Below are 13,796 nucleotides of genomic sequence, written 5' to 3' on the forward strand. Positions count from 1 at the left end.
AAAATTAGCACCATGGAGATGAAAAATTATACTTAGCTTAGTGTCTAGCTTCAGGCGCTATCGGCTCTCAGGTATAAGTCAATCCGGCAAGAAGGTTAAAAAGCAACCTTCTTGCCGGCTCGTCTTATACCTGTCGCCGATGAACGAGCGCCTTCAGCATTTTTTTTCAGGGTAGACAAGAGATAAAGAAGAACATTTAAGTGTGGGTGAGGTAGATGGAAAAAGTTTACGGTGTAATTGGTTGCCCAATCGCTCATTCGATGTCTCCAGAGATGCATAATGATTTATTTGACTTCTACCAACTACAATCACGGTATCATGCATTTCATATCGAACCAGAGAAGTTATCGGATGCAATCAAAGGTTTTAAGGCAATAGGAGTATCAGGCTTTAATGTAACAGTTCCACATAAGATTGCGATCCTAGATTTGTTAGATGAAGTAGAAGCGGTGGCCCTTAATATAGGGGCAGTAAATACAGTGGTGAATGAAGAGGGAAGACTTGTTGGTTATAATACCGATGGACAAGGCTATATTCATTCTATTAAACAGAAAATGAATCAATCCTTAGAGCAATCTCGGGTCCTGTTAATAGGTGCTGGTGGAGCGGCAAGAGCCATTTATATTACGCTTGCTTCTATAGGTGTCCTGAACGTTGATATCGTCAACCGTACAAAGGAAAAGGCCGTTGAGTTGATAGGTTCCTGTCAATATAAGAATTCATCAACAGCACTCACTATAAAAGAGGTAGAGCAGGCATTAGGACAATATGACTTAATCATTAATACAACATCAATTGGTATGCATCCTCATGTTGAGGAATCTCCAATTTCTCTTGAAAATTTATCAGAGAACACAGTGGTGAGCGATATCATCTACAATCCATTGAAAACGAAGCTTTTAAAAGATGCAGAGCAAAAAGGAGCAACCATTGACAATGGTATAGGTATGTTTGTTAACCAAGGAGCACTAGCATTTGAAAAATGGACAGGGATTTTTCCGGATACAACAAGGATGGAAACGGTAGTTAAAAAGAAGCTAGGAGGATAAACATGTTAACAGGTAAGCAAAAACGATTTTTAAGAAGTAAGGCACATCATTTGGACCCAATCTTTCAAGTTGGTAAAGGTGGGGTAAATGAAAATATGGTTAAGCAAATCAATGATGCGTTAGAAGCGCGTGAGTTAATTAAAGTGAGTGTGCTTCAAAATTGCGAAGATGATCGAGATACAGTCGCCGAACAACTTTCTACGGGTGCAAAAGCTGAATTAGTTCAGGTTATTGGAAATACCATAGTGCTTTACAAGGAATCAGTGGAGAATAAGCAACTAGAGCTTCCAAAAAGTAACTAGAAAATTAGTTTTAAACGATTAGGGGGATACAAATTGAAACATGTAGGAATTATTGGTGGAACATTTGACCCGCCACATAATGGACATTTATTAATTGCTAATGAAGTGCTTCATGCGCTTAAATTAGATGAGATTTGGTTTATGCCAAATCATATCCCCCCTCACAAAACATATAGTAACTTAACAGATAGTAAGCAACGGGCAAGCATGGTATCACTTGCGATTGAGGATCATCCTAATTTTTCTGTCCAAAGCATTGAATTAGAAAGAAAAGGACCATCTTATACATATGAAACCATACTTCAACTAAAACAGAAGTATGATCATACAAACTTCTATTTCATTATTGGTGGAGATATGGTTGAATTTCTGCCAAAGTGGCACAAAATTGAAGAACTTGTTAATCTTATTTCTTTTGTCGGTGTTAAGAGACCTGGTTTTACGATTAATAGTCCATATAAGGTAATTGAGGTAGAAATCCCCCAATTTGATGTATCTTCATCTATGATTAGAGAGAGACTGGCTAAAAAAGAGAGCACCAAGTATTTGCTTCCAGACAAAGTGAGAAATTTTATAGAGGAGAACCACTTATATGAAGCAGAATGAAGCCTTAGATATTGTTAAACAACAGCTCACAGAGCATCGATATCAACATACGATTGGTGTGATGAATACAGCAGTCCATCTAGCGGGAAAATACAAATGTGATGAGAAAAAAGCAGAACTTGCTGCAATTTTTCACGATTATGCGAAGTTTAGACCAAAAGATGAGATGAAGCAAATTATTATTGAGCAAAAAATGTCAGAAGAGCTTCTAATCTTTAATTCAGAATTGTGGCATGCCCCTGTAGGTGCTTATTTAGTCGAAACAGAAGTGGGAATAAAGGATGTTGAAATTTTAGATGCGATTAGATATCACACTTCAGGTCGGGTGAATATGAATAAATTAGAACGAATTATTTATCTAGCTGATTATATTGAACCAGGGCGTCATTTTCCTGGAGTGGACGAGGTACGAGAACTGGCAAACCATGATTTAAATGGAGCTCTTATTCAATCGATTCGTAATACAATGATGTTTTTACTTAAAAAAAATCAACCAATCTTTCCACAAACATTTTTTACCTATAATTCATTAGTAAGTGAAACCAAGGAGGAATTTAGTGAATGAATGAAAAAACAATTTTAACCACAGCCGTAAAGGCAGCAGATGACAAGCGTGCGGAAAACATCATCGCACTTAATATGAAGGGGCTCTCATTAGTAGCTGATTATTTTTTAATTTGTCATGGTAGCAATGAAAAACAGGTTCAGGCAATTGCTCGTGAGATCAAAGAAAAAGCAGAGGAATTAGGGTTAGATATTAAGCGGTTAGAAGGCTTTGATGAGGCACGTTGGATTTTAATCGATATGGGAGATGTGGTTGCACATGTTTTCCATAGAGATGAAAGAACTTATTATAACTTAGAGCGCTTATGGGGAGATGCTCCTACCGAGGATGTATTAACAGAGTTAAATCTATGAGTTATGGAAGATTTGCCTATGTTTATGATCGTTTAATGGATGATGTTCCCTATCATTTGTGGCTTCAATTTTTACAAACTCAAATGAAAAAGTACAGTAATCGAGAGATGAAAACGATTCTTGACCTTGCCTGTGGGACGGGAGAAATTTCCGTTCCCTTAGCAGAACATGGGTATGAAGTAGTAGGTATAGATCTTTCTGATGACATGCTAGCAGTTGCGAATGCAAAGGCCCAAGCTGCTAATCAGAATATTACCTTTTTGCAGCAAGATATGAGTGAGTTACAGGGATTAGGGACATTTGATATGATTGTGATTTTTTGTGATTCTTTAAACTATTTACCATCCAGTGAAGATGTCATTAAAACATTCAAGCATATTCACACGTACTTAAAGGAAGATGGATTGTTTTTCTTTGATGTGCATTCGGTTTATAAAATGGATGAGTTGTTCATCGATCAAACATACGCAGTTACTGATGAAGAAGTTAGTTATATTTGGAACTGTTTTCCAGGCGAGTCAGAGCACAGCGTAGAACATGAGCTATCATTTTTTGTGAGGGATGAAGGAACATCTTTATATGAACGATTTGATGAAACTCATTATCAACGAACATATGATGTTTATCAATATAAAACATGGCTAGAAGAACTAGGTTTTGAAATACTGGAGATTAACGGTGATTTTGATCAACCTGTTTCGGAACAGTCTGAACGGATTTTCTTTTCAATAAAGAAAAAAGGGAGATAATATCTCCCCTTTTTTGTATGGAAAAATATTTTTTTTGAAATAAAGGACTTTCATGAAAATTATAGAATATGTTATTTGTTAAATTGTTTCCCAACGAGCTCAATATCTTCATAATATTTGTCATGTGTGCTTTTATACAAGTGCTCAAACACTTCGCCCAATTCTTCTTCTAACACCTTGATACCTTGACCTGTTACTCCACCCTTAACACAAACTTTTTCTTGTAGAGTTGATAAAGTGAAAATTTCTTTTTCGAGTAGTTTGCCCATCCCCATAATCATGCTACTAGCTAGGACCACAGCCTGTTCTTCGCTGATCTTTGTCTCACTTACTGCGGCATTAATAAACCTTCGAAGTAAATAGCTGAAAAATGCAGGCCCGCAGCTTACAATATCGGATGCCACTCTCGTTATATCTTGGTCGATATGAACAGGTGTAGAAATCTGTTCGAACAGACCTTCTAAATAATCACGAGTTGATGCTGTGCAGCGCTCACCAAATGTGAATAATGAAACACCAGCTAACGCTCTATTTGTAATACTCGGGATAATTCTTGCAACTTGGCAATCAACAACGCTTTCCAATTGTTCAACAGATATAGGACTTGTTATTGAAACAATACATTTATTTTGTGTAAGGACTTCGTTTAACTCCTGTAAAAGAGGATGTATTTCTAAAGGCTTTACACATATGAAAATAATATCTGAAGATTGTGCAACGTGAGAAGCTGATGTTGCAACATTAATATCTGGATAAGATGTTTTTATCTTTTCTGCCTTCGAGAACGTTCGATTTGTAATTGTTATTCCAGAAGGTGGAATAGTCATTGATTCAATAAAAGCATCAATTAATATTTTCCCCATGTTTCCTGTACCGATAATCCCGATGTTCATAAATGTCCCCTCCTTTACCAAACGTTATCTCTCAATTACCATATGATTTCCAAAATGCTTTTATGAATAATTCCTCTTAGGTTAAAAAAATTTTCTGGAAAAGAGTGTTAGGAGCTGATCATTTGTTACTAAGTAAGCTTTCTAAAAAAGTTATTATTTGTTCTGCGATAGGAGTTGTGTCATTTCTTTTGTTAGTTAGCTATGTTTATGTTGAACAATCAAATCATTCAAATCCTGTTGTGGTGGAAGATGATTTTTTTCAAGAAATCAAAGAGGAAAAAACAGAGCCGGTAAATATAGTTTTGAAAATGATGGTAGATGTTAAGGGAGAGGTGATACAACAAGGAGTATATGAACTTGAAGAGGGGGCAAGAGTCCAAGATGCTGTTAAAATGGCGGGTGGGTTCACAAAGGATGCTGATTTATTGCAAGTGAATTTAGCTGAACTGATCTATGATGAAATGGTTATATATGTTCCGAAAGTCGGTGACGAAGTAAATGCTCCGCAAAGTAATGAAATCAATGGGAAAGTACAAATTAATAGGGCGTCAATAGAAGAACTGCAGACATTAACTGGGATTGGGCCTTCTAAAGCAGCAGCAATTAAAGCTTATATTGAAGAGCAAGGCCCCTTAAAAACAGTAGAAGACCTTCTGAATGTAACGGGGATTGGTGAGAAAACATTAGAGAAGATAAAAGAACAAATAGTAGTAAGTCCATAAAATAAATATGAAAAACGAACTAATTTAAAGCTAATTGACGTTATTTTTGTAAAACGATAAAATTGTTTTAGAAATAGGAGAAGGAGAGCTACTTACATGAACAGAATTTCTTGGGATCAATATTTTATGGCTCAAAGCCACTTACTTGCATTAAGAAGTACATGTACACGGTTAACAGTAGGGGCTACCATTGTTAGAGATAAACGTATTATTGCTGGAGGGTATAATGGGTCCATTGCTGGTGGAACTCATTGCATTGATGAAGGGTGTTACGTCATTGATAACCATTGTGTTCGGACGGTTCATGCTGAAATGAATGCATTGCTTCAATGTGCGAAATTTGGTGTGCCTACAAGGGACGCAGAAATTTATGTAACCCATTTTCCATGCTTACAGTGTTGTAAATCAATCATTCAAAGTGGGATAAAGGTTGTCTACTATGCTAAGGATTATAAAAACCATCCATATGCCTTAGAGTTATTTTCTCAAGCAGGTGTAAAGGTTGAACAAGTAGAATTAGAAGAGATGATAATTGATTTAAAAACAAGTGAGAAAATTGACTTTGTCGGTAGTTTACTTCAGGAGCTAAAAGAGAATGGAACAAGTGAATCAAAACTAAGGTCTTTACATGAACAAGCAAATAAATTATTTACTTCCTATTTATAAAAGTTTGGTGGTAATTTGGGATAACCTAAAAGGTCAACATGTTTATTTGGCCTTTTCAGTTATCCTCGGTATATTAGTCCCTTATTTTCATGGTCATTTTCTGATGATCTTCGTTACATTCCTCTATCTCACTTATCTTTTTCTTCAAAAGAAACGAACCTTTCTGTCCCTTTCATTTATAACAATTCTTAGCTTTACAATATATTTTGTCATAGTTGATCAAAACAACCATTCAATCCTTCAGCAAGAAGAAACTGATTTAATGTTTGAAATTATATCTCCAATACATTTTGATGGTTCAAAATTATCAACGACAATTAAAACGGCTGAGGGAGAAAAACTTCAATTAGCGTATTTTGCCAAGTCAGAAAAAGAGTTACACAAGCTAACTAATCAGTCAATTGGTACTAGGTGTTCACTTTCGGGTGAACTAATAAAACCAGCCATAGCTAGAAATCCGAATGCATTTAATTATCGGGAATATTTATATCAGAAGAAAATTCATTGGATTTTTCAACCACGTAATTGGTCAGTAGAACAATGCCAAAAGAGTAAACAGTCTTTAAAGAACTTGTTAATAAATCAGCGTCTTAAAGGAATTCAATTAGTTGAAGCATATTATCCAATAGAAGTTGTTGGAATTGTCCAAGCTTTAATCTTTGGTGAGAGAAAACAGATTGAAGAGGACGTTTTAGCTTCTTATCAGTCTCTTGGCCTCGTTCACTTATTAGCGATATCTGGACTTCATGTAAGTTTTATCACTGCGATGCTATTTTATGTTTTAATAAAAGTTGGAATTACTAGGGAAAGAACCTCAACTATTTTACTTATTTTCTTACCGTTTTATACGATCGTAGCAGGTGGTGCTCCTTCGGTTATAAGAGCATGCCTAATGGCGAGTTTATTTATCATAAGTGTAAGGTGGAGGAGTAAACTTTCTCCATTAGATGCCTTAAGTATTGCTTGTGGCGTTATGCTTTTGTATAATCCTTATGTTCTTTTTAATGTCGGCTTTCAACTATCATTTATTGTTACCTTCTCATTGGTGTTGTCTAGTCGATTTATTTTAAAGAATAACTCTTATGTTGTTACCTTGGTCAAAGTATCTGTAATCGCACAACTAGGAGCATTTCCGGTCATATTGTATTACTTCTACGAGATTTCCTTTATTAGCATTCCTTTAAATATCGTCTTCGTCCCCCTGTATTCAATCATTATCCTGCCTTTAACACTTCTTTCTTTAATCGTACTAATTATTTTTGCACCTCTTGGTAAAATCTTAGTTGGCGTCATTTCTTTCATAATTAAGATGGTGAATTTTTTTGTGGTGTGGGTTTCTGAAGGACCTAATACAATCGTATTCGGTAAGCCTTCACTTATAATCATTATTTGTTATGTAATCACAATATTTATCCTCTTTTTATACTGGGAATTAAACAAAAAATTACAGAAAGCACTCCTGTCTTTAGGTATTGTTACTGGTCTTCATTTATTTAGTCCATATCTAAATCCATACGGTCAAGTAACAATGTTGGATATAGGTCAGGGTGACACCATTTATATTGAACTGCCATTCAGACGCGCAGTTTATTTGCTGGATGTAACTGAAGTATCTTCTTTTGAACAAGAAGATTGGAAAAAGCGCAAAAATCAGTTTTCCGTCAGTAAAGAAATAATTCTTCCTTTTTTAAAATCAAGAGGAGTTAAATCTATCGATAAACTAATCATCACTCACGGTGATTTCGATCATATGGGTGGTGCTGAGACCATCATTGACCACGTTAATGTGGAGGAACTGGTACTAGGAGAAACGAAGGAGAAAAATGAATTAGAGAAACTATTAATTGAAAAGGCAAGGAAGAATAATATTCCACTTCAGTTTGTCGGTCGAGGTGATTATTGGTCTGAATCAAATTATTCATTTTATGTTTTGGCTCCAATGGGTGAAGAGGCTACAGCTAATAATCAATCGATTGTTTTGTACACCAAACTAGGAACAAAAAGCTGGCTGTTTACAGGAGATTTAGAAGAAGAGGGTGAACAAGCATTTGTTGCCGGTTATCAGATGGTCGTTGATGTGTTAAAAATAGGACATCATGGAAGTAAAACGTCTTCAACGGAGATCTTTATTGACCAATTAAAGCCAAAGATAGGGTTAATATCTGTTGGTAAAAATAATCGATATGGCCATCCGGATGATCAAGTAATTGAACGTTTGACGGAGAAAGAGGTTAAGGTATTGCGAACGGATCTTAATGGAGCCATTACTTTTCATTTTACGAAAAAGGGAGGAACCTTTTCGGTGATGATTCCATAAGATATTTTATACTTAACAATGATGCTGCCTGATAGCGATTACTTACCTAAAAAAGGTTATTTTCTAAACCTTCAAAATGACGAAAAAAAAAGAGACTGAATGGATTCCAGTCCCTTTTCAAGTGTTTTATGTACAGTTATACATTAAGATCCTATTAACTTAATGACTGTTCCAATAACAAATATAGTAGCAAAGAAACCAAATGAAACGATGAAACCAACACCAGAATCAACGGCATCATTTCGTTTTGTTTGCACGCTTTTTTCAAATTCGTTCATTTTTTAACCCTCCTGCCTCAACGGTATGTGGCAATACTTTAAATTAATTATATCACGAAATTTTCTCATGTATTAGTATAAGATAATTTCGAAAAAAAATCTACATCTTCTATTTCCTATACTGACAACTGTTGCTACAAATAGTTCACTTATGACCGGGAATGCTAGTAGTAAGGAAATATAATCGTTAATGAGCATGTTACCTAGGGCAATGCTTATTAACGTTCATTATAGATGGGGAATTGGCCTTGGTCAATTCCCCTTAGTTTTTCGTTGAAATTAAAGTCAAACTCAGATACGATTAAGAAGAGACTAGTGGGGATATTAACTGCTTTATGTCTTCAACATACATAATTAAGATTTCGGAGAAAACTAATGAACCTAGAGATATGGAAAAATATAAAAAGAAATAATATTTCTTCAACATACCTATTATATGGCACAGAGTCATTTTTAATTAATGAGACAAAAGATTTACTTATTAGTAAAGTTTTAACAGAAGAGGAAAAAGATTTTAATTTATCAGTTTATGATCTGGAGGAAGTGCCAGTGGAAGTAGCGATTGAGGATGCTGAAACTCTTCCTTTTTTGGGTGATAAAAGAATTGTCCTTCTTAAAAATCCGTCATTTTTAACTTCCGAAAAAGCAAAGGTGGAGCATAATACTTCAAAGCTTGAAGAGTATCTGAATGCACCTGCTCCTTTCTCAATTTTAATTTTAATTGCACCGTATGCAAAGCTTGATGAACGAAAGAAGATAACTAAGTTATTGAAGCGACAGGCAGAAGTATTAGAAGCTAATACTTTAAACGAAAAAGAGTTAATAACGTGGATTCGTGAAAGAGCCTCGCTTAATGGTGTAACAATTACAGATTCCGCGATAAGCTTAGTTCTTCAATTATCTGGTACCCATTTATCGATGCTTACACAAGAAATTGATAAAATGAGTTTGTTTGTAGGAATTAATGGTCAAATCGATGAGGGTGTTGTAAGCTCACTTGTGCCTAGAACGATCGAGCAAAATATTTTTTCATTGATTGAAAATATTGTTCAAAGAAATCTAGATGTAGCTTTAAGAATTTTTTATGATCTTATAAGAAATAATGAAGAGCCTATCAAGATATTAGCGTTGTTAGCCACTCAATTTAGGTTACTGCTTCATGTGAAGGAATTTTCTAAAAAAGGTTATGGACAGCAACAGATAGCAGGACATTTGAAGGTTCATCCATTTCGTGTGAAGTTAGCAGCGGGACAGGCTAATCTTTTTTCTGAGGAAGAACTTGTTGGGATTATGTCTCAGATTGCTGAAATGGATTATGAGATGAAGAGTGGGAAAATGGATAAGCAGCTTATTTTAGAGTTGTTTATTATGAGGTTGGCTAGGTGAGGGTAAGGGTTTAATTATATGACTACCCTGAAAAAAGAAATGCGGAAGGCGCTCGTTCATCGGCGACAGGCATAAGACAAGCCGGCTAGAAGGTTGCTCTTTAACCTTCTAGATGGATTGACTTATGACCCCGAGCCGATAGCGCCTGGAGCTAGACACTAAGCTAAGTATAAATTACTAACTTTTTCATTCTCCATGGTGCGAATATGCGAATATTATACGCATGGAGGTCTACCCTGAAAATAACTTTGGTTGTGGAGTTCCATGAGCTGCGATCCACTTGCTTTCCGCGGGGTGGTCCGTGAGCCTCCTCGTCGCCTGGGGGCTCCTGTGGGGTCTCACGAGACCACTGGATCCCGCAGGAGTCAAGCGGCTCTTCGCTCATTCCGCATTGAGTGTTCACTAAATTTCGGATCTAAGTGATATCTGGACCGTAAGAATTAACACAATCGTCTATATCGGCCCAAAATAAAAAACGACTCAGAACGAGTCGTTTTTATTATGCGTTTTGGCTGTTTAGCTTTTTAGCTAAGCGAGATTTTTGGCGAGCTGCTGTGTTCTTATGAATAAGACCTTTACGAGCTGCTTTGTCAAGCTTGCTAGAAGCTTCTAAGTAAGCTGCCTTTGCGTTATCGTCATTAAGAGTAGCTTTAGCTTCGAAGTTTTTAACTGCAGAACGCGTTGCTGATTTTACAGAAGCGTTTTGAGCACGACGCTCACTGCTAGTTTTTACACGTTTAATAGCTGATTTAATATTTGGCATACTTTCACCTCCCAGACATTATCGAGGTTATATAAACTCGATCATTCACTATACCAATTGATAAATTTTCACGTGAAAATTCAGATGTTGGAACAAATGATATTCTACCAAACGATTGCTAAGATTGCAATACAATTATCAATTCTAATCTCTTTTAATATTTTTATTCAGGTAGACTGGCACCCCTTATGATGTTGTTTTACAAAGGCGAGCGATAGTCCCTTACAACAAAATCAACACTTAAGTGAATGAATAATTCTATAAAAGGTAAAAATGAATGATAGATATTTAAAAAGTTGGAGGTTTTTGTATGGCTGAAGAACTGGATTTAAGTAAGTTTTCAGTGCGAACTGATTTAGCGGTAGAAGCCCGTGAAATGGTCGTCGAAGAAAGAAATAAATCATTAGGTGAAAATGAAGAACCTATTTCAGATATTCGTGGAGTTATTGTTAAAGATAAAGAGGTTGACGGAATTCTAGTATCCTCGGTTGAAATTACTGAAGAGGGCGCAAATGAGATTGGCAAGAAGCAAGGAAATTATCTAACTTTAGAGGTTCTTGGAATTCGTCAAAAAGATACAGAGCTTCAACAGAAGGTCCAAAAGGTATTTGCTAAGGAATTTAATCAATTTTTGAAAAAAATAGGTATACAAAAAGAGGCGAGCTGTCTTGTTGTTGGACTTGGGAACTGGAATGTCACACCTGATGCGTTAGGGCCTATTGCAGTTGAAAATTTAGTAATTACAAGACATTTATTTAACCTTCAGCCGGAAAGTGTCCAAGAAGGCTTTAGATCAGTAAGTGCAATTGCACCAGGAGTAATGGGGATTACTGGAATAGAAACTAGTGACATCATTTACGGTGTAATAGAGAAATCGAAGCCTGATTTTGTTATAGCAATTGATGCTCTAGCATCAAGATCCATTGATAGAGTTAATTCTACCATTCAAATCTCAGATACAGGTATACATCCGGGCTCGGGCGTTGGAAATAAAAGAAAAGAGCTAAGTCAAGATTCACTAGGAATCCCAGTTATTGCAATAGGAATACCAACTGTAGTGGATGCTGTTTCAATTACTAGTGATACCATTGATTACATCTTGAAGCACTTTGGACGTGAAATGAAAGAAGGGGACAAACCTTCTCGTTCTCTTGTTCCAGCAGGTCTTACTTTTGGTGAAAAGAAAAAATTAACTGACGAAGATATGCCAGGTGAAAATGAAAGAAATACATTCATGGGGATTGTAGGGAATCTTCCAGATGAGGAGAAAAGAAGACTTATTTACGAGGTGCTTTCCCCAATCGGACATAATTTAATGGTTACTCCAAAAGAAGTTGACGTGTTCATTGAAGATATGGCAAATGTAATTGCTGGCGGTTTAAATGAAGCACTTCATGGACAAATTGATGATAATAATGCAGGTGCATATACTCACTAGTTAAAAATAGTATTTTTAACTGATTAAACGACTCTATTAGTTCTACTTCTTCAAGCTTGCTCATATTGATAGTATTAGCAAAGCCTTGAAGGAGGAAGAAAATGAAGAGCTATCGTAATCACAGGATGATGGTGACGGTACGGGGGACAAGCATCACTAAAGGGATTGTTCTATTGTTTTTGGGTATCATGATTACCTTCATGATTACCGCTATAATGACTTCCTTAAAGCCCGAATATCGTCTGGCATCATCTTCTTTAAATAATATTGCAGATACAATAACCGGGGAATCGCTAGTGCATTTACTAGGTTATGAAAATAAATATTTTACGCAAGGCCTACCTGAGTCGAGTGCACCGCCAAACTACTCGGCCCTAGTGTTCAAGGCAGCGACAAATGTAAGTTTAGATGATCCAAGGAGTTTATTAGGACGAGAACTGCCTGGGTTTTCAATTTTCGATTCTAAAATTGTTGTTGCGGGGCAAGGGACGAATTATACCAATTTGTCTATTGAATCGTCTCCTCCACTAGAGGTTTTACTAGAGGAGCGAGAAGCCTCTCTTGATAATATTGAAAAAGAAGATCCAGATGAAGGCCAGCCTGTAACTCCACCGGAAATGACAACTGGTGATAAAAAAGTTGTATATATTTACCACACACATTCTCGAGAATCCTATTTCCCGCATCTAAAGGTGGATACTTCGAATCCAGATAAGGCTTTCCACCCTGAAGTGAATGTGACGATGGTTGGTAAAAAACTCGCGGAAGAGTTAGAAGCAAGAGGTTTAGGTACTGAAGTAGACACATCTGATATGACAGACATTTTGTTGAAAAATAAATGGCAATACGGTCAATCATATAATGCATCCAGATCTGTTGTAGCCTCTGCAATAAATAATAACCGAGACCTAACGTATTTAATTGATATTCATCGTGATGCTGCCAGAAAAGATGTAACAACCGTAACGATCGATGGTAAGAAATATGCGCGAACATGGTTTATCGTTGGTGGTAATAACCCGAATGCTGAGAAAAATACGAAACTTGCTGAGGATCTGCATCACTTAATTGAAAAGAAGTTTCCTGGTTTAAGTAGAGGAGTAGAGTTAAAACAGGGTGCAGGTACCAATGGTAAATATAATCAAGATTTATCAGCGAATGCGATGTTAATTGAATTCGGTGGTGTTGACAATACAATGGATGAATTAAATCGCACGGCAAAAGCTGTTGCTGATGTACTTGCCGAATATTACTGGCAAGCTGAGAAAGTCAATGCCTCAAAGAAGGAAGATAGTAATAAAGAATAAACGTAAGGGGTCGTAACAATGGTTAGATTCATGATGAAATGCTCATTTATAGCCATAGTACTTTTAGTTGGTGTCTTAATTGGTATGCAACAAGCCAATGAAGGGATGAAGAAGATGAGGGGTTACGATGATCCCTCTCTTCAGGGTGCGTTTACTGTCACAAACACCAATCCAGGAGAAATTGAAGCATCTGTTCTTGGTCAGAAAGTAACAAGTCATGATATTGACGAAAAACAAAAGCAACTGGAAGAGGTAGAAGCTTTTAATTTCTTCTCGATGGTGGGGAGAAAATTAGGTGACACTGTAAGTGCAGTTTTTGAAATGATTATGGTTGAGCTTTCAGATGGGATTGGAAAGGCCATTGAGAAAATAGGGTAAGTTTTATAGAGGTGTCTATCAAGT

Annotated in this window: 16 protein-coding genes; 13 read left to right on the plus strand and 3 right to left on the minus strand. The window is 36.3% G+C overall.

Annotation, left to right across the window (positions count from 1 at the left end):
* The first annotated feature begins 215 nt into the window (after nucleotides 1-215).
* Genes aroE through BK579_RS11070 form a run of 6 tightly spaced genes read left to right on the plus strand, consistent with a single transcriptional unit; the run spans nucleotide 216 to nucleotide 3,624 of the window.
* Entirely contained in the window at nucleotides 216-1,049 is an 834-nt protein-coding gene (gene aroE / locus BK579_RS11045) for a shikimate dehydrogenase (protein WP_078545506.1), read from the plus strand.
* A 2-nt stretch (nucleotides 1,050-1,051) separates the two neighbouring features.
* A complete protein-coding gene (gene yhbY / locus BK579_RS11050; protein WP_078545508.1) occupies nucleotides 1,052-1,351 on the plus strand; it encodes a ribosome assembly RNA-binding protein YhbY in 300 nt (99 codons plus the stop codon).
* Nucleotides 1,352-1,384: 33 nt separating this feature from the next.
* Nucleotides 1,385-1,957 (plus strand): nicotinate-nucleotide adenylyltransferase, encoded by a 573-nt coding sequence (locus BK579_RS11055; protein WP_078545510.1) that lies wholly within the window; start codon nucleotides 1,385-1,387, stop codon nucleotides 1,955-1,957.
* Entirely contained in the window at nucleotides 1,944-2,522 is a 579-nt protein-coding gene (gene yqeK / locus BK579_RS11060; protein WP_078545512.1) for a bis(5'-nucleosyl)-tetraphosphatase (symmetrical) YqeK, read from the plus strand. Before BK579_RS11055 ends, yqeK begins: the two co-directional genes overlap by 14 nt.
* Complete coding sequence (gene rsfS, locus BK579_RS11065) at nucleotides 2,519-2,875, plus strand: ribosome silencing factor (RefSeq protein ID WP_078545514.1); 357 nt, start codon at nucleotides 2,519-2,521, stop codon at nucleotides 2,873-2,875. The genes yqeK and rsfS overlap by 4 nt, the downstream gene beginning before the upstream one ends.
* On the plus strand, nucleotides 2,872-3,624 hold the full coding sequence (locus tag BK579_RS11070) for a class I SAM-dependent DNA methyltransferase (protein ID WP_078545516.1): 753 nt from the start codon (nucleotides 2,872-2,874) through the stop codon (nucleotides 3,622-3,624). The genes rsfS and BK579_RS11070 overlap by 4 nt, the downstream gene beginning before the upstream one ends.
* A gap of 71 nt (nucleotides 3,625-3,695) precedes the next feature.
* On the opposite strand, the gene comER is transcribed toward BK579_RS11070, so the two are convergent.
* Complete coding sequence (gene comER / locus BK579_RS11075; protein WP_078545518.1) at nucleotides 3,696-4,517, minus strand: late competence protein ComER; 822 nt, start codon at nucleotides 4,515-4,517, stop codon at nucleotides 3,696-3,698.
* A 122-nt stretch (nucleotides 4,518-4,639) separates the two neighbouring features.
* Here comER and BK579_RS11080 point away from each other — a divergent pair, with 122 nt between their 5' ends.
* From BK579_RS11080 to BK579_RS11090, 3 genes are all read left to right on the plus strand, one after another.
* Entirely contained in the window at nucleotides 4,640-5,239 is a 600-nt protein-coding gene (locus BK579_RS11080; RefSeq protein ID WP_235848404.1) for a helix-hairpin-helix domain-containing protein, read from the plus strand.
* A gap of 96 nt (nucleotides 5,240-5,335) precedes the next feature.
* Nucleotides 5,336-5,905: a ComE operon protein 2 gene (locus BK579_RS11085; RefSeq protein WP_078545520.1), complete on the plus strand. Its 570-nt coding sequence runs from the start codon at nucleotides 5,336-5,338 to the stop codon at nucleotides 5,903-5,905.
* Nucleotides 5,868-8,222, plus strand: a complete 2,355-nt coding sequence (locus BK579_RS11090) for a DNA internalization-related competence protein ComEC/Rec2 (protein WP_078545522.1) — start codon at nucleotides 5,868-5,870, stop codon at nucleotides 8,220-8,222. Before BK579_RS11085 ends, BK579_RS11090 begins: the two co-directional genes overlap by 38 nt.
* Nucleotides 8,223-8,365: 143 nt before the next feature.
* On the opposite strand, the gene BK579_RS11095 is transcribed toward BK579_RS11090, so the two are convergent.
* Nucleotides 8,366-8,500 (minus strand): YqzM family protein, encoded by a 135-nt coding sequence (locus BK579_RS11095; protein ID WP_078545524.1) that lies wholly within the window; start codon nucleotides 8,498-8,500, stop codon nucleotides 8,366-8,368.
* A 375-nt stretch (nucleotides 8,501-8,875) separates the two neighbouring features.
* On the opposite strand from BK579_RS11095, the gene holA reads away from it, so the two are divergent.
* Complete coding sequence (gene holA, locus BK579_RS11100) at nucleotides 8,876-9,886, plus strand: DNA polymerase III subunit delta (RefSeq protein WP_078545526.1); 1,011 nt, start codon at nucleotides 8,876-8,878, stop codon at nucleotides 9,884-9,886.
* A gap of 499 nt (nucleotides 9,887-10,385) precedes the next feature.
* Here holA and rpsT read toward each other — a convergent pair whose 3' ends face one another.
* Complete coding sequence (rpsT, locus tag BK579_RS11105; protein WP_078545528.1) at nucleotides 10,386-10,649, minus strand: 30S ribosomal protein S20; 264 nt, start codon at nucleotides 10,647-10,649, stop codon at nucleotides 10,386-10,388.
* 310 nt (nucleotides 10,650-10,959) lie between these two features.
* On the opposite strand from rpsT, the gene gpr reads away from it, so the two are divergent.
* From gpr to BK579_RS11120, 3 genes are all read left to right on the plus strand, one after another.
* Nucleotides 10,960-12,087, plus strand: a complete 1,128-nt coding sequence (gene gpr / locus BK579_RS11110) for a GPR endopeptidase (RefSeq protein WP_078545530.1) — start codon at nucleotides 10,960-10,962, stop codon at nucleotides 12,085-12,087.
* A gap of 101 nt (nucleotides 12,088-12,188) precedes the next feature.
* Nucleotides 12,189-13,394 (plus strand): stage II sporulation protein P, encoded by a 1,206-nt coding sequence (spoIIP, locus tag BK579_RS11115; protein WP_078545532.1) that lies wholly within the window; start codon nucleotides 12,189-12,191, stop codon nucleotides 13,392-13,394.
* An 18-nt stretch (nucleotides 13,395-13,412) separates the two neighbouring features.
* On the plus strand, nucleotides 13,413-13,772 hold the full coding sequence (locus BK579_RS11120) for a YqxA family protein (protein ID WP_078545534.1): 360 nt from the start codon (nucleotides 13,413-13,415) through the stop codon (nucleotides 13,770-13,772).
* Nucleotides 13,773-13,796 lie beyond the last annotated feature (24 nt).

Source organism: Litchfieldia alkalitelluris (assembly GCF_002019645.1).
GTDB classification, from domain to species: Bacteria; Bacillota; Bacilli; order Bacillales; family Bacillaceae_L; genus Litchfieldia; species Litchfieldia alkalitelluris.